Origin of the sequence: Rhizobium lusitanum (assembly GCF_014189535.1) — a bacterium.
GTDB classification, from domain to species: Bacteria; Pseudomonadota; Alphaproteobacteria; order Rhizobiales; family Rhizobiaceae; genus Rhizobium; species Rhizobium lusitanum_C.
The window spans coordinates 1,761,327-1,777,690 of the sequence record NZ_CP050307.1 but is presented as its reverse complement, the minus strand read 5'-3'; the positions used below and the strand labels follow the sequence as shown (position 1 = coordinate 1,777,690).

The following is a 16,364-nucleotide window of genomic DNA, read 5'->3' as shown; positions in this document are numbered from 1 at the left end:
TTCATTCGTTTTAGATTGTAGCCAATTCCATGATGGAGACGTCGTTCGCCTGGTCGCGATCCAGAATGCCCGCCTGCTTGCCTTGCGCAAGCACGAGAATCCGGTTCGAAACGCCGAGGACTTCTTCAAGATCGGAGCTGACGACGATGACGGCGACACCACGTTTTGCAAGGCCCACGATAATGTCGTAAATGCCGGCGCGCGCGCCAACGTCGATGCCGCGCGTCGGCTCGTCGAGTACGACGACCTTGGGGTCACGCATCAGCCACTTGGCGATCACGATTTTCTGCTGGTTGCCGCCGGAAAGGTCCGATGCCAGCTGATCGCCGCGCCCCTTGATCCCGAATGTCGAGATGGCTTTCTTTGCGAAGTCGCGCTTCATTGATGGCGTGATCCACCGGCGGCCGAACCGGTCCAGATTGGCGTAGACGAGATTTTCGCCGATACGATGGCTGACGACGAGACCCTGGAGCTTCCGGTCCTCTGGAACCATCACGATGCCTTTTGCGATCGCATCGGCCGGGCTGCGCAGGGCGAGCTGCTCTCCATTGAGGTGGACCACGCCCGCTTTCAGCGGGTCGGCGCCGGAAATCGCGCGCACCAGCTCGGTTCGCCCGGCGCCAACGAGCCCCGCTATCCCGAAAATTTCACCGGCCCGGACCTCGAAGCTCACATCCTTGAAAGAGCCGTCCACGGCCGTCAGGCCCTCGACCTTGAGGACCGCCCGGTCCTGCGGAGCCGGCAAGGCGGGAAACAGTCTGTCGAGCGACCGTCCAACCATGCTTTCGACGATCGTGCGAACCGGTGTTGCGCTATCGGCGAATTCCTGGACCCGCTCGCCATCGCGCAGCACGACGACGCGATCCGTGATCCGTTTGATTTCGTCCATTCGGTGCGAGATGTAGATGATCCCGACACCTTCGGAGCGCAGCTTGCGAACCTGTTGAAAGAGAGCTTCGGTTTCCGCTCCGCCGAGTGCGGCCGTGGGTTCATCGAGGATCAGCAGCTTTGCGTCCAGCGCCAGCGCCTTTGCAATCTCGATCAGCTGTTGATTTGCCGTGGAAAGGCCGGCAACTTTTCTTGTGGCTGGAATATGCAGGTTCAAGCGCGACAGTTGTTCCTGCGCGCGCCTGACCATCTGTGCACGATCCACGATCCCGTTCTTCATCGGCCAACGACCGATGAAGACGTTTTCGGCAATCGTCAGTTCCGGCAGAAGCTGAAGCTCCTGGTGGATCAGCACGACGCCTCTGTCGATCGCGTCCCTTGGGGAGGCAGGGGCATAAGGCTGCCCCTGCCATGTCATCGTTCCTTCAGAAGGAGTACGTGATCCGGCAATAATGCCCGACAAGGTCGACTTGCCGGCGCCGTTTTCGCCGAGGAGGGCGACAACCTCGCCGGGGTAAACGTCGAGGCTGACGTTCTTGAGGACCTCAAGAGGGCCATAGCGCTTCGAGATGCCTCGAAGAGAGAGAACCGGTTCCGTCATATCACCACTCCCGAGCCTGAATTTATGGATGGTTGGCGATAAAGCCTTCGACGTTGTCCTTGGTGGTGAGCGTCGCATCCAGCAGCTGAACCGGCGGCACCTTTTCGCCGCCAACGATTTTGACGGCCATGTCGACGGCCGCGCGGCCCATCTTCTGCGTCTGCTGTGTCGCGGTGACGTCGAAAACGCCATTCTTGAGGGCTTCAAGAGCGGCGGTGTCACCGTCAAAGCCACCGACGATGATCTTCTGCGATGGATTGCCGACCTTGATGGCCTGGGCCGCGCCCAATGCCAGGCCATCTGCCTGGGCAAACACGATCGAAACGTTAGGCTTTGCCTGCAGCAGGTTCTGCATGATCTGGAAGCCTTCATCCTGGCTCCACATGTTGGACCACTGCTCGGCTACGATCTTCACGCCCGGATTTGCCTTGACAGCTTCCATGCAGCCCTTGGTGCGATCGACTTCCGGAGTGGTGCCCTTCTGCCCATGGATGATCACCATGTCGCCTTTTCCGCCGGCCTTTTCGATGATGTGCTTGCACACAGCATTGGCCGAGGCGACGGAGTCGGTTGCCAGGAAGGTGTCGCCTGGAGCGCCATCGGCGTTGCGGTCGACGTTGATCACCGGCACGTCCGCCTGGTGGGCGAGTTTCACGGGAATGGTCGCTGCCGCCGCACCCGCCGGGATGTAGATCAGCGCGTCGATGTTCTGGGTGAGAAGATCCTGGATCTGGTTCACCTGCGTCGGGCCATCGCCCTTCGCATCGACGGTTACCACCGTGATGCCACGGGTCTTGGCCTCGGCTTCAACGGCTTGCTTGATCTGATTGAAGAAATTTGCCTGAAGATTGGCGACCGCGAGGCCGAGCTTCTTGACCTCCTTGGCCTGCACCGATCCGAGAGAAAGGGCGAGGGCGGCGGCAGTCGTCAGTAGAATGCGGGACAGTTTCATGAGTTCCTCCTTAGTTTTGACCTTGCCCTCGGGTGTTTCCTCCGCCCTCGAGCCTTTGATCCTCTCCAATTGCCAGGAGAGGAGTTCTGGAATGCGCGGCCGAACCGGCCGCACAAAATCATCCCTTCTTGCGGCGCAGCGTCTCGGCGCCGACGGCAAGCACGATGACCACACCGATGATAATTTGTTGCAGGAAGGGGGAGACATTCAGCAAATTGAGACCGTTGCGCAGCACGCCGATGATGAGCACGCCGATCAGGGTGCCGCCGATACCGCCGGCCCCACCCGAAAGCGAGGTGCCGCCGATGACGACTGCCGCGATGGTATCGAGTTCATAGCCGAAGCCGCTGGACGGCTGCACAGCATCAAGGCGAGCGGCAAGGACAATACCGGCAAGGCCCGCAAGCGTCGCGCAAAGGACGTAAACGCCGATCGTCACGAGCGGCACATTGATGCCGGCGAGACGGGCAACCTCCGGACTGCCGCCGACGGCGTAGAGCATGCGGCCTTCCGAACGGTATTGCAGAAAAAGCCAGGCGACGAGGACGATGGCAAGCATCACGAATACGGTCGCGGTCAGCACGCCGAAATGCCGGTCGATTGCCAGCATCGTGAACCAATCCGGGAAGCCGACGATCTGCTGCCCGTCGGTGATCATGTTGGCAACGCCGCGTGCGATCGACATCATCGCAAGTGTTGCAATGAAGGCTGGTACCCGGAAGCTCGTCACCATCAGACCGACAATCAGACCGCTGACCGCCGAGGCAAGGAGAGCCAGGGGGATTGCGACCGCTATCGGCAGTCCAGCGATGTTTGCGACCCATCCCATGATCATCATCGACAAAGCGAGCACGGACCCCACCGACAGGTCGATGCCTCCGATGAGAATGACGAAGGTCATTCCGACGGCCATGATGCCGAGGACGGTAATCTGGTCGAGAATGTTCAATGCGTTCCGGGTCGAAAGAAACGTATCGGTCGCAAAGCTCAGAAATACGCAGAGCGCCAACAATCCGATCAGGGGGCCAGTGGCCCCGCCGAGCCATGCTAGCGAATTCCTGGGCTGTCGAGCCTGCTCTTGAACGCCGAGTGCGGACATTGTTCCTCCCACCTATTCGCTTGCCGTGAGGATTAACCCTCACCTAAGAATAATTATTCATAAGTGTTGAAAAATGCACTACCGCCTCTTTTTGTCCATGTCAATAGGCCGGAAAGCACGAGCGGCTTTGGGCCGCGTGGGCATATATTCAGAAACTGGCTTGACTAGAGCGTAGTTTGTGCAAAAATATGTTGTATTGAATATTTATTCACAAAGGAAACGCCATGCAGTGGAAGGAACTCGAGCGCACCGCGCGTCAGATACGTCTGCGCGATCTGGAAGCGGTATATGCAGCGGGCGCGGGTCACATTGGCGGGGAGATGTCGGCCATCGATATACTGACCGCACTCTATTTTCATGTGTTGAAGATCTATCCGGATGATGCGAAGCATCCTGATCGGGACCGGTTCGTTCTCTCGAAGGGACACACCGCATGCGCGCTCTACGTCACCCTGGCGAAACGCGGCTTCTTTCCCGAGGACGAGATCTCGACTTTCCTGCAGCCGCACTCGCGTCTGAACGGCCACCCGAACTGCAACAAGGTTCCTGGCGTCGAGACCAATACCGGTCCGCTCGGACACGGCCTTCCCGTCGCCATCGGTATCGCAACGGCCGGCAAGCTTAGCTCCGCCGCTTACCACACCTATGTGATGACCGGTGATGGCGAGATGCAGGAAGGCTCGAACTGGGAAGCGATCATGGCGGCGTCCCAGTTTCAGCTGAATAACCTGACGCTGATCATCGACCACAATCGGTTCCAGCAAGGTGCCGCCCTTGCCGACACCAACAATGTTGCGCCATTGAGGCCGAAGCTCGAAGCTTTCGGCTGGGAGGTCACCGAGATCAACGGCAACGACATGGCGGAGATCGTTCCGGCACTCCAGCATCGGGGCGCCCGCCCGCATTGCATCGTTGCCCATACCAACAAAGGTCACGGCATTTCATTCATGCAGGACCGGGTCGACTGGCACCACAAGGTGCCAAACAAGGAACAGTACGAACTCGCAGTCGCAGAACTGTCGGAGGCACTTTAATGGACGCGCCCATCTCAACTACCGTTTTGCACGACTGCCGCGATGCGTTTGCTGCAACCTTGGAGAAGATGGCATCGATCGACCAGACGATCGTTGCCGTCTGCAATGACTCGGTCGGCTCCTCGAAGCTTGGTGGCTTCAAATCGAAGTTTCCGGACCGTTTGATCAACGTCGGTATCGCCGAGCAGAACATGGTCGGCGTTAGCGCGGGACTTGCCAATGGCGGGCGCATCCCCTTCGTCTGCGCCGCATCCTGCTTCCTGACCGGCCGCGCCCTGGAACAGATCAAGGCCGACATTTCCTACTCGAATGCCAACGTCAAGCTGATCGGGATTTCGTCAGGCATGGCTTACGGTGAGCTCGGCCCCACGCATCATTCCATCGAAGACTTTGCATGGACGCGCGTTCTGCCGAATTTGCCCGTCATTGCGCCATGCGATCGCATCGAGACTGCCGCAGCGATCGAATGGGCTGCGAGCTATGCCGGTCCCTGCTTCCTTCGCCTGTCGCGCGTCGGCGTGCCGGATCTTCTTCCGGAAGGTCATAAATTCGTGCCCGGCCGCGCAAATCGTCTTCGCGACGGTGAAGATGTGACGCTGATCGCCAATGGAACGCTGACGCATCGCATGATGAAGGCGGCAGACATACTGGCAAAACAGGGTGTGAACGCACGCGTGCTCAATATGGCAACCGTGCGCCCCATCGATGAAGATGCCATCATCGCCGCTGCAAAGGAAACCGGTGCGATCGTGACCGCTGAGGAACACTCGATCTATGGCGGTCTCGGTTCGGCAGTTGCCGAAGTCGTGGTCGACAATGCGCCGGTGCCGATGAAGCGCTTGGGTGTTCCTGGCATCTATGCGCCGACGGGCTCCGCCGAATTTCTGCTGGATGAGTTTGGTATGGCTCCGAGTGCCATCGCAGAGGCGACGCTTGCCCTGTTGAAGCGGAAGTGAGCAAGCGCTAGTCGCCGTTTGCGGAGCAGCGACCATGCTCCGATACCTATGTGGAGAAGATAGTCATGCGCGCCATCCTGGCAATCGATCAGGGCACCACCAACTCCAAAGCCATTTTGGTATCGGAGACAGGCGAGCTGATCTCGCGTGGCGCGGCTCCGGTCGGCATTAGCTATCCTCAATCCGGTTGGGTCGAGCAGGATCCCAACCGGATCTGGCAGTCCGTCTGCGAGGCCGTGCGTCTCTGCATCGAAGCGGCGCCGCAGGTTACGATCGAAGCCGTGGCGGTTTCCAATCAGCGTGAATCGGTGACGATCTGGGATGGTGAAACCGGAGAGGCGCTTGGACCCGTCGTCAGCTGGCAGTGCCGCCGGACGGCGCCGGATTGTGCCCGGTTGATCGAGCACGGTCATTCGCATCGGGTCGAGCAGATCACCGGTCTTCCCATCGACCCGATGTTCCCGGGATCGAAAGTGCGGTGGCTTCTCGATCGCGCTCCGATAGGGCGTTCGATCCGGATCGGCACGGTGGACAGCTGGCTGATCCATCGCTTGTCCGGCGGTAAACGGCATGTGTGCGATGCCTCCAACGCCGCGCGAAGCCAGCTCTTCGACCTCAAGTCACAGCAATGGAGCAATGAGCTCTGCGAGTTGTTCGGCGTCACCAAGGACGTATTGCCGGAGGTGCTGGACAGTTCCGGAAGCTTCGGATCGACCATCGGTGTGCCTGGCGTGAGCGATGGCACTCCGATTTGCGCGGCAATCGGCGATAGCCACGCTGCCCTCTTCGGACATGGAGCCTACAAGGCCGGCGACGGAAAGGTGACGTTCGGAACAGGGTCGTCTGTCATGACCACGCTGCCGCACTTCATCGCCCCAAGCAATGGCATCACCACCACGGTCGCCTGGCGTATTGCCGGCAAGCCGACATTTGCCTTCGAGGGAAACATCCTCGTCTCGGCCGCCAGCCTGCCATGGATGACGGATGTGCTTGGACTGCCGGATGTTGCCGCATTGATCAACCTGGCATCTACGGCGGAGCCCGGCGGACCCGGTTTCGTGCCGGCATTTGTCGGCCTCGGCGCGCCGCACTGGAATTCGGACGCGCGTGCCCTGTTTTCTCAGATCGATTTCAACACGACCAGGGCGCAAATGGCCAGAGCCGTGACGGACTCGATCGCCTTTCAGGTTCACGATGTCTTTGCGGCGATGCAAAGCCAAAATGGTGGGACGATCGGTGCGCTCTATGTCGACGGCGGCCCCAGCAAGAATACGTTTCTGATGCAGTGCGTTGCCGACCTCTTGCAGCACCCGGTTATTCAATGTGAAGCTCCGGAGGCGTCGGCCTTGGGGGCGGCTTACCTGGCCGGTCTGTCGCTCGGCATGTGGCCGGATCTGGACGCTATCGCGCGTCTGCCACGCAGCAGCACGGTCATAAGACCGCAGGCGAATATTTCGTCGGAGAAACTTAATACGTGGAGCGATGCCATTGCCCGCTCGACGTTCGGCCCGCCGCCCGCTAATGGTGAATAAAAATTCACGGCTGGGGAAAATATGGGACGTATCAATGAACTTCGCCTGATTTCCCGCGTGGCACAGATGTACCATATCGAGCACAAGCGTCAGGCAGACATTGCTCAGCATCTGCGGCTGTCACAGGCAACCGTGTCGCGCATGCTCAAGCGTGCGGAAGCCGAAGACATCGTTCGAACTACCGTCATCCCTCCTGCGGGCACCTATGCTGATTTGGAAGGCGCCCTTCGCGAACGGTTCAATCTTCCAGAAGCCATTGTCGTGGAATGTTCGGAGGATCGCGACGGCGCGATCATGGCGCGTATCGGTGAAGCCGCGGCGCACCTTCTGGAAGTAACGCTGGCGCAAGGCGAAATCATCGGTGTTTCAAGCTGGAGTCAGACCATCTTCAAGATGGTGGAGAACATTCATCCCCAGAAGAGCGCGCAGGCGAAATACATCGTGCAAACGCTGGGTGGAATGGGCGATCCGTCGGTGCAAACCCATGCGACGCAGCTGACGACAAGATTGGCCCGGCTGACAGGCGGAGAGCCGAAACTGTTGACCGTGCAGGGCGTCACAAGCTCACGGGAAGCGAAGCTTCTGATGATGGTCGATCCGTTCGTTCGTGAGACGATTGATCTTTTCGGCTCGATCAGCCTCGCCATTGTCGGGATCGGTGCCGTCGAGCCATCGGAGCTGTTGGCGCGCTCCGGCAACATCTTTTCGTCCCGCGAGTTGGCTGACTTGGCCGATGCTGGTGCGGTCGGTGATATCTCGCTCCGGTTCTTCGACCTGAAGGGCAATGCCGTCAAGACGCCGCTCGACGAACGCGTCATCGGAATTTCACTGGATGAGCTTGCAAAGGTCGAGCGCGTCGTCGCGCTTGCAGGCGGTGAAAAGAAGACTGCCGCAATCGCGGGAGCGCTGCGTGTCGGTGTCATCGATACGCTTGTGACGGACAAGTTTACGGCTCAGCGTCTCATCGATTTGGATTAGCACTGGTCGCTATTATCCTTTGAACTGAGCCACGCTCGCGTCAGGCGTCGAGGCCGTCAAATCCCTCAATCAGAGCGCTTTTGTAGTCGAGCCCTAGTAGGTTAAGAGTTGGAAATAGGTAGGTGTGGAAACGATACCACATTCATCTTGACTCGCCGTATCCGTCGCTTAATATCGATGTGGAAACGTTACCATACTGGGAGGAACTTCATGAAATCCGCGCGGCTCAACCGCCTTTTTGGCGTGTCTGGAAATTGCTTCGACGTCGCCATCGACCATGGCATGTTCAATGAGCGGACCTTTCTCGCCGGCATTGAAGACATGAGGACGGCTGTCAAGGTCATCGCGGATGCTGCACCTGATGCCATTCAGCTTCCACCGGGTACCGCGCCGCTTCTGCAGGCGATCCCTGGTAAGCAGCGCCCGGCGCTGGTGCTGCGCACCGATATCGCCAACATCTATGGGAATCCGCTGCCATCGGCGTTGTTTTCCGAAATGATTGACAGGGCAGTGGAGCAGGGCGTGGCGCTGGACGCCGCCTGTGTCGTCGTCAATCTGCTGATGCTGCCGAACCAGCCCGAAGTCTATCGGGCCTGCGTGCGCAACGTGAACAGCCTGAAGCGTGAATGTGAGATCTACGGCATGCCGCTGATGGTCGAGCCGCTGGTCATGCAGGACAATTCCAAGGGCGCCTACATGGTCGACGGCGCGATCGACAAGATCCTGCCGCTGGTGCGTCAGGCAGCCGAACTCGGCGCCGATATCATCAAGGCCGACCCGTGCGACAATGTCGAGGAATATCACCGTGTCGTCGAGATCGCCCAGGGCCTGCCGGTGCTGGTCCGTGGCGGCGGCCGCGTTTCGGATCAGGAGATCCTCAGCCGCACCAAGCAGTTGATGGAGCAAGGCGCACGCGGCATCGTCTACGGCCGCAACGTCATTCAGCACAACAATCCCGCCGGTATGACGCGCGCCCTGATGGCGATTGTCCATGAAAATGCATCTGTCGAGCAAGCCTCGCTGCATCTCGCCTGACAGGCTCTTGGGGAGGAAATGTCATGACGAAAATATTCCGTTTCGGCGTTATCGGCTGCGGCCTGATGGGGCGCGAATTCGCCAGTGCCGCGGCGCGCTGGCTGCATCTGGCCGATGTGAAGGCGCGGCCGGAGATCGTCGCCGTCTGCGACACCAATGCGACGCTGATCGACTGGTTCAGGGATCATGTGCCGAGCGTGCGGCAGTTCACTGCCGACTATAAGGAGCTTCTGGCCAATCCCGAGATCGACGCGATCTATTGCGCCGTACCGCATGTGCTGCATCAGCAGCTCTACATCGACATCCTGAAGGCTGGAAAGCACCTGCTAGGCGAAAAGCCCTTCGGTATGGATGCGGCCCAGAACGGCGCGATCATGGCGGTCCTGGCCGAGCATCCAGAGCTTCTGGTCCGTTGCTCGTCGGAAATGCCGTTCTTCCCGGGTGCGCAGAAGGTCATCGCGCTGGCGGAGAGCGGTGAGATGGGGGATATCCTCGAAGTCGAGGCGGGATTCCTGCATTCTTCAGATATTGATCGGCAAAAGCCGATCAACTGGAAGCGGATGGCTGAGATCAACGGCGAATACGGCTGCATGGGTGATCTCGGCATGCATGTCCTGCATGTGCCGCTGCGTCTCGGCTGGCGGCCGTCTACCCTGCACGCGCAACTGGTCAAGATGGTCACCGAGCGTCCCGACGGTAAGGGTGGCATGTTGCCCTGCACCACCTGGGACAATGCCACGATCAGCAGCCGGGTATGCACGGCGGATCAGGAATTTCCCATGGTGCTGAAAACCTGGCGCATTGCGCCCGGCGAATCCAACACCTGGTACCTTCGCATTCTCGGCATGAAGAAGAGTGCCTTCTTCAGCACAAAGTCGCCGCGCCAGTGGCAATGGATGGACTATAATGGCGGCACACAGGCCTGGAGCACCGAGGATCTCGGCTATGGCTCGCTGTTCCCGGCCATCACCGGCAAGATTTTCGAGTTCGGCTTTGCCGATGCCATCCAGCAGATGTGGGCGGCCTTCGTCGATGAGCTGGCTGGAGGAAATGCAAATGGTTTCGGCTGCGCGACACCGGCCGAGGCACAGGCGCATCATGCTGTGCTGACGGCGGCGCTCAAATCCGGGCGCGAGGATATCGTGGTGCCGGTTGAGTATGACGGAGCCGTGGTTCGATGAAGCGCTCCGAAATCAATGCGGCGCTTCGGCGGGCAAGCGAAACCCTTGAACGCTGGCACTGGTCGCTGCCGGACTGGGGATATTGGACGGCGGCGGATTTTGTCGCCCATCCGCAAGCAGCAAGCTATCTACGTACCCATCAGTTGGGCTGGGACGTTACCGATTTCGGCTCGAGCCGGTTCGCCGAATGTGGCCTCGTGCTGTTCTGCCTGCGCAACGGCATCATTGGCGTCGAGGGCGAGCGTACCTATGCCGAAAAGCTGCTCTTCGTCGAAGAGGGCCAAGTTACGCCGACGCATCGTCATGCGGCGAAGATGGAAGACATCATCAACCGCGCCGGCGGCGATCTCGTTATCGAATTCGCGGCCATCGACGCGGATGGCAATGTGTTGAACGACGATGTGACCGTTCCGGTAGATGGACTGCCACGCAGGCTCGCCGCATGGGAACCGCTAGTTCTTTCACCTGGCCAGAGCGTGACGATCCACACCGGTCTCTATCATCGCTTCTACGGTCGGAAAGGTGGTGGCCCGGTTTTCGTCGGCGAGGTCAGCCAGGTGAACGACGACAATAGCGACAACTTCTTTCTGGAGCCGATCGGGCGTTTTGCCGCGATCGAGGAAGACGAGCCGCCGCTCATGCCTCTCTGGAATGAGGCAAGCGGCTGATGCGGACCGGGGAGGAGGTTCACGGTCGCAACAGTCAGAAACAGGGCGGCATCGTTTGCGCGGGCAATTTCATTGTCGACCGCGTCCATACCCTGTCCTATTGGCCCGAACAGGGTAATCTCGCCCATATCCTGCACCAGGATCTGGGCGTCGGCGGCGGAGCGGCTAATGTCGTCAGCGATCTGGCCTCGCTCGGCTTTCCCGGAAAGCTGGCGGCGGCGGGGTGCATCGGTGCGGATATTGACGGGGAGATCGTCAAGTCGCGTCTGGTCGCTGCTGGTATCAATGTCGACGGGTTGACCGTGCTTGCCGATCACGCGACGGCGCATACGCATGTCATGAACGTGCCGGGCCAGAACCGCACCTTCTTCTATCATGGCGGCGCCAACGATGCGGTTACGGATACGCTCATCTCGCCTGCGACTTTTGCGAATGCCGGCTACAGGCTCTTCTATCTCGGTTATCTGATGCTGTTGCCCGGTCTCGACCGGCTGGATGCGGATGGCCGATCGGGAGCGTCGCGCCTGCTGGAGGCCGCGCAGGGCGCAGGTCTGACGACCTGTGTCGATTTCGTATCGAGCGAAGACCCGGAGTTCGCGGCCAAGGTTGGTGCCGCTCTGCCCTTCTGCGATTTCCTTGTTATCAACGAGATGGAAGCGGGCCGGGCGACGGGCGTTACCGTTCGCGACGCGAAGGGAGATCTGATCGAGGCGGAGCTTCTGACAGCGGGCGAACGCCTGCTTGCGGCGGGCGTCGCCAAAGGGGCGGTCATCCATGCCCCGGAGATCTGCTTCTGGTTTGCGCCCGGCGCTTTGCCCGTCGTCATACGTTCGCGGTCCGTCGATCCGGGCGATATTGTCAGCACGGTCGGTGCCGGCGATGCCTTTTGCGCCGCCGTCCTCTACGGCCTGCACGAGAACTGGCCTGTCGAGCGCATATGCGCCGTCGCTCATGGCGCGGCCGCGCGTTGCTTAAGCGGCGCGACGGCCACCGACGGCATCCCGGACATGGCGGTCCTTCTGGCAGATACGAAGGAAACGACTCCGATATCCGGTTAGCCCATTGGGGTCGCCTTGGGAGAAGGCGGTTCCGGTCATGATCCAAGCAAGTGGAGGAGCAGACATGAAATCATGCAGAACAGCGGCGGCATCAGCCATCCGTGGCAGCAGGGTGATCGGGGAGTTGACGCCATGACGCTTGTGCAAACAACCAGGCTGTCCGGAAAGGTGGCATTGGTGACGGGGGGTGCCAGCGGTATCGGCAAGGCGGTCTGCGAGCGCTTTGCTGCGGAAGGTGCCAAGGTTGTCGTCGCCGATCTGGATGGTGAACGATGTGCCCGGGTCGCGGCGGCGATCGGCTCCGATGCTTGGGGCGTGGTGCTCGACGTGACCAGCCAGGACAGCATCGACGCCGCCGTGGATTTCTCGATAAAGGCCGCCGGCCAGATGGACATCCTGGTCAACGCAGCCGGCATTTACGAGGCGCAATCCATTCTGGAGATATCGCGCGAGCGCACCGCCAAGGTTTTCCAGGTCAATGTAGAGGGTCTGATTTTCATGACCCAGGCGGTGGCCCGGCACATGGTAGAGAGAGGCCAAGGCGGACGCATCATCAACTTCTCGTCTCAGGCGGGCCGCCGTGGCGAGGGGCCGGCAGTGGCCTATTGCGCTTCCAAGGCTGCCGTCATCAGCATCACGCAAAGCTGCGCTCTGGAACTGATCCGTTATGGGATCAACGTGAACGCCATCGCTCCCGGCGTGGTCGACACGCCGATGTGGGACATTGTCGATGCGAAACTCGGGAGCCGGGAAGGCTTGCAGCCGGGCGAAGTGAAGCGCCGGGTGGCCGCTGCGGTTCCAGCCGGACGATTTGGCACTGCCGAAGAACAGGCCGCCATGGCGGCCTTCCTGGCCGGGCCGGATGCGGCGTACATCGTGGCGCAGTGCTACAATGTCGATGGCGGCAACGTCATGAGCTGATGCTCGAGCAGATGCATCGCTCTCTAATGTGGATTCATCAGCGAGGAGGGGGAGAAGAATGAAAGCTGTCCGCTTGGAATCGATCGGGTCCATGACCATGCGCAACGTCGAGAAACCGGTTGCAGGGCCGGGCGAACTGCTTGTCCGTGTGCTCGCCGCCGGCATCTGCGGCTCCGATCGACACATGTACAAGGGCGAGTACCCGACGGCTATCCCCGTAACGATGGGCCATGAATTCTGTGGCATCGTGGAAGAGGTCGGCGATGATGTCGCCGGCTTTGTCGGAGGCGAACTCGTCACCGTCGATCCCAATATCGCCTGCGGTCGCTGTCATGCCTGCACGCGCGGACGGTCGAACTTGTGCGAAGGTTTGACTGCAATCGGCGTGACTCGGGATGGCGGGTTTGCGGAGTATGTGGTGCTACCGCACCGGCAGGCCTTCACACTGCCCGCCGATCTCAATCCCGTGCATGGCGCTTTTTGCGAGCCGCTTGCCTGCTGCCTTCATGCCATCGACAGGGCCGGAATCCGTCCGGGCGAGAGCGTCGCGATCCTGGGAGGGGGCGTGATCGGCCTGCTCATGGTGCAATTGGCGCGTTTGGCCGGGGCGAGCCAGGTAATCCTGATCACTCGGCAGCTCTCAAGACGCCAGACAGCGCTGCGCCTTGGAGCGACGCATGCCTTCGACCCGACGGCTTCGGACGCGATTGCCGCTGTTCGAGATGTCACTCATGGCGGCGCGGATGTCGTCATCGAGTGCGCCGGTGTTCCCGAAACTTTGCAGACTGGTCTGAGGATGGCGCGGCGCGGCGGCATCTTCGTGCTTTTCGGAGTGACGCCTGCAGGTGTCGAGGTGCCGGTTCTGCCGTTCGATCTGCTCGTCAACGAAGTCGATATAAGGCCGGCCTATCTCAATCCGTTCACCCATTCGCGAGCTGCGGCAATGGTCGCGAGCGGGGCGTTGGAGCTGGATATGCTGGTGACCAGGACCATCGGTCTCGAAGAGGTCGCGGGCGTGGTGGGCGGCGCGCCACTGCCGGGCGAAATCAAGGTCATCGTCCGACCTTAGCTCTTGGTCATGCAATGGCCCCATTCCGCCTTAGCTGCGGACAGGGCCGGTGGAGTCGCGTTGGATCAGGGTGACCGGTACTTTCACGACTGTGGCCTGGCGTGGCTCACGGACTGTCTGGTGTTCTGCAATCAGTGCTTCCAGCCGCTGTGCCGCCCGTTGCCCGACATCGCGGATCGGCTGCGCGACCGTCGTTAGCCGGGGAAAGACGTAGGCCGCCTCCGGCAAGTCATCGAAACCGATCACCGAATAATCGCCAGGAACGGAAAAACCGCGATCCAGGACGGCGTGGATTGCCGCGATCGCTGAGATATCGCTGGTGCCGATGATTGCCGTGATTTCGGGCCGTGCCGCCAGCAGATCCCGCGCCAGCGGGTAGGTTGCGGCAAAGCTGTGTTCCTCGGCCATCGTCACGGCGGCGGGCGTGATCCCGTTTCTCGCCATTTCCGCCGAAATGCCCCGGAGGCGAAGCTGGACAGGCTGACTATGGGCCGGTGCGCCGACGATGGCGATCGACCGGTGGCCGAGATCGATCAGATGACGCGCCATCAGCGCCCCGCCTTCCTCATGATCGGCCATGATCGCTTCGTCCGCGATGCCGCTCAGCTCACGGTCAATGGCGATAATCGGAATACGGGTGTCCCGCAGCACCTCGAAATGCTCGGCTCTCCCAAAGGCGCTTGCCACGATGACGCCATCGACGCGCTGGGCGAGCAGCATGGAAATATAGCGCGCCTCGTGGTCCATGTTTTCCGCAGTGCTGCAGATCAGCGTCTGATACCCGCGCTGGAACAATTCCTGTTCGATGGCATGGGCCAGGATACCGAAGAAGGGGACATCGATCGACGGCAGCATCAGTCCGATCATCCGGCTTTGCGCGCCCCGCAGCATGCGCGCGTCCTTGCTGGGCGTATATTTCAGCGTCCGAATGGCCGCCTCCACCCTGTCCCTGAGATCGGGCGAGGTGTAGCCGCTATTGTTCAGCACGCGCGAGACCGAAGAGATCGATGTTCCAGCAAGTTTGGCGATATGTCTGATATTGGTCGTCACTTGCTCGCATTTCTCTGTCTGGTGGCCGACATTCATGGGGCACGCCGCAGACGTTCATTTTTCTAGGCCGGTTTATGCCAGTCACGTTCAGATCTGTAATGTGACACCCACGGCGAAGATGGCAAGCGATCTCAGCGCCATGCCGATCTTTCCGATGGTGATTGCCTCTGGAAGTCGGCCATGACCTATGGCCGATCACAGCGAGCGCGATCGATCACGCCATCAACATTGCGGCATTGATGTCACCGTCGGGTTCGACGAGCGAGCGTTGAAATTCCGCACGCAGGAATGTCGCAAGCTGCCTTACGGGCAGACGAGGCTGCTGCGGCAGAACCATTGCCAGCCGCAAGGTCGGAAGCTCCGGCATGCCATCCTCCGGTCCGAGCTTTCGCCAATTGGCCGGGACTGCCGACTCCGGCAAGACCGTGAGCAAATCTCCGGAATGGACCGCCAGCTGAATGCCGGCGATGTCGGAGGACGAATAGACGATGCGCCACCGGCGGTCTGCGCGATCCAGCGCCGACAGTACCTGCGGCCGCGCCCGGCAGCCTTCTGGAAACAGCGCGAGCTGAATGCAGTTCTCACGTTCCGGATAGCGATCCGCCGCTGCACACCAGACCTGTTTTTCCAGCCGGATGATTTCGCCTTTCGGCTCCACCGCATTCTGCGTGATGATGGCGATGTCCAATTCGCGGTTCTCGACCATATATTCAAGACGGTGGGAGAAATCATATTGGAGGTCGAGACTGACCTTTGGGTATTGCGGCACAAAGCGCTGCATTAAAGCGGTGCCGAACAGCGTCAGATAATCGTCCGGCATGCCAAGCCGAACCCGGCTTTCGTTCCGGCCCTCGAGCAGGGTGGCCAAAGCCTCGTCTTCGATCGCGCGTATCCTGCGGGCATATCCCAGCAATCTTTCCCCGATCGGGGTAAGAGTAACGCGGCGATGGCCACGGTCGAACAGACGCAGATCAAGGCGCTCTTCCCATTTGCCGATGGCCATGCTGACGGCCGCCTGCGTGCGGCCCAGCCTCTCGGCCGCTGCCGTAAAGCTTCCGGTTTCGGCCACAGCCACAAAGCTGGCCAAAGCATCGCTATCGAGGTTGCGCATGTGTCATACTCCTGTCGCCAGGCATTCATCCCAGGCCGTAGATCTATTTCCCCATCCTGTTCAAGTAACCATCCGGGGCTGGCGGTAGCAATGCCTGCCACATGCGGAGAGCCCTGAGCTTGCGGGCATGTATCAGCGGCGCTTATGCGAGAATAACAAATCTGTCATTTTCAACACCGCTCCGCCGATTATCTTGATGCTGCGTCAACACAACAAGAACGTAAAGGGGAA

15 protein-coding genes are annotated in these 16,364 nt (G+C 60.2%); 10 read left to right on the top strand and 5 right to left on the bottom strand.

Annotated features, from left to right (window positions below):
• Nucleotides 1-10: 10 nt before the first annotated feature.
• The 3 genes from HB780_RS11265 to HB780_RS11255 form a co-directional block, all read right to left on the bottom strand.
• Nucleotides 11-1,489, bottom strand: a complete 1,479-nt coding sequence (locus HB780_RS11265) for a sugar ABC transporter ATP-binding protein (protein WP_183687742.1) — start codon at nucleotides 1,487-1,489, stop codon at nucleotides 11-13.
• A gap of 22 nt (nucleotides 1,490-1,511) precedes the next feature.
• Nucleotides 1,512-2,441: a sugar ABC transporter substrate-binding protein gene (locus HB780_RS11260; protein ID WP_183687740.1), complete on the bottom strand. Its 930-nt coding sequence runs from the start codon at nucleotides 2,439-2,441 to the stop codon at nucleotides 1,512-1,514.
• Nucleotides 2,442-2,559: 118 nt separating this feature from the next.
• Nucleotides 2,560-3,540 (bottom strand): ABC transporter permease, encoded by a 981-nt coding sequence (locus HB780_RS11255; RefSeq protein ID WP_183687738.1) that lies wholly within the window; start codon nucleotides 3,538-3,540, stop codon nucleotides 2,560-2,562.
• A gap of 224 nt (nucleotides 3,541-3,764) precedes the next feature.
• Here HB780_RS11255 and HB780_RS11250 point away from each other — a divergent pair, with 224 nt between their 5' ends.
• The 10 genes from HB780_RS11250 to HB780_RS11205 all read left to right on the top strand — a co-directional run bounded on the left by HB780_RS11250 (nucleotide 3,765) and on the right by HB780_RS11205 (nucleotide 13,972).
• Nucleotides 3,765-4,574, top strand: coding sequence for a transketolase (locus HB780_RS11250; RefSeq protein ID WP_183687736.1), 810 nt, complete (start codon nucleotides 3,765-3,767; stop codon nucleotides 4,572-4,574).
• A complete protein-coding gene (locus tag HB780_RS11245; RefSeq protein WP_183687734.1) occupies nucleotides 4,574-5,530 on the top strand; it encodes a transketolase family protein in 957 nt (318 codons plus the stop codon). Before HB780_RS11250 ends, HB780_RS11245 begins: the two co-directional genes overlap by 1 nt.
• A 65-nt stretch (nucleotides 5,531-5,595) precedes the next feature.
• Nucleotides 5,596-7,062: an FGGY family carbohydrate kinase gene (locus HB780_RS11240; RefSeq protein ID WP_183687732.1), complete on the top strand. Its 1,467-nt coding sequence runs from the start codon at nucleotides 5,596-5,598 to the stop codon at nucleotides 7,060-7,062.
• A 21-nt stretch (nucleotides 7,063-7,083) separates the two neighbouring features.
• Nucleotides 7,084-8,040 carry a sugar-binding transcriptional regulator gene (locus HB780_RS11235; protein ID WP_183687730.1) on the top strand — a complete coding sequence of 319 codons (957 nt, stop codon included), beginning with the start codon at nucleotides 7,084-7,086 and terminating at the stop codon, nucleotides 8,038-8,040.
• Between the two features lie 210 nt (nucleotides 8,041-8,250).
• On the top strand, nucleotides 8,251-9,075 hold the full coding sequence (locus HB780_RS11230) for a class I fructose-bisphosphate aldolase (protein WP_183687728.1): 825 nt from the start codon (nucleotides 8,251-8,253) through the stop codon (nucleotides 9,073-9,075).
• A 23-nt stretch (nucleotides 9,076-9,098) separates the two neighbouring features.
• Nucleotides 9,099-10,256 (top strand): Gfo/Idh/MocA family protein, encoded by a 1,158-nt coding sequence (locus HB780_RS11225; protein ID WP_183687726.1) that lies wholly within the window; start codon nucleotides 9,099-9,101, stop codon nucleotides 10,254-10,256.
• Nucleotides 10,253-10,924, top strand: a complete 672-nt coding sequence (locus HB780_RS11220; RefSeq protein WP_183687725.1) for a D-lyxose/D-mannose family sugar isomerase — start codon at nucleotides 10,253-10,255, stop codon at nucleotides 10,922-10,924. The genes HB780_RS11225 and HB780_RS11220 overlap by 4 nt, the downstream gene beginning before the upstream one ends.
• Nucleotides 10,924-11,982 (top strand): carbohydrate kinase family protein, encoded by a 1,059-nt coding sequence (locus HB780_RS11215; RefSeq protein ID WP_183687723.1) that lies wholly within the window; start codon nucleotides 10,924-10,926, stop codon nucleotides 11,980-11,982. The genes HB780_RS11220 and HB780_RS11215 overlap by 1 nt, the downstream gene beginning before the upstream one ends.
• Nucleotides 11,983-12,114: 132 nt before the next feature.
• Nucleotides 12,115-12,903, top strand: coding sequence for an L-iditol 2-dehydrogenase (locus HB780_RS11210; RefSeq protein WP_183687721.1), 789 nt, complete (start codon nucleotides 12,115-12,117; stop codon nucleotides 12,901-12,903).
• A 58-nt stretch (nucleotides 12,904-12,961) separates the two neighbouring features.
• Complete coding sequence (locus HB780_RS11205) at nucleotides 12,962-13,972, top strand: zinc-dependent alcohol dehydrogenase family protein (RefSeq protein ID WP_183687720.1); 1,011 nt, start codon at nucleotides 12,962-12,964, stop codon at nucleotides 13,970-13,972.
• 30 nt (nucleotides 13,973-14,002) lie between these two features.
• On the opposite strand, the gene HB780_RS11200 is transcribed toward HB780_RS11205, so the two are convergent.
• A complete protein-coding gene (locus tag HB780_RS11200; RefSeq protein WP_183689694.1) occupies nucleotides 14,003-15,022 on the bottom strand; it encodes a LacI family DNA-binding transcriptional regulator in 1,020 nt (339 codons plus the stop codon).
• Between the two features lie 214 nt (nucleotides 15,023-15,236).
• The gene (locus HB780_RS11195) at nucleotides 15,237-16,133 is read right to left on the bottom strand and encodes a LysR family transcriptional regulator (RefSeq protein WP_183687718.1); all 897 of its coding nucleotides are present in this window, start codon (nucleotides 16,131-16,133) and stop codon (nucleotides 15,237-15,239) included.
• Nucleotides 16,134-16,364 lie beyond the last annotated feature (231 nt).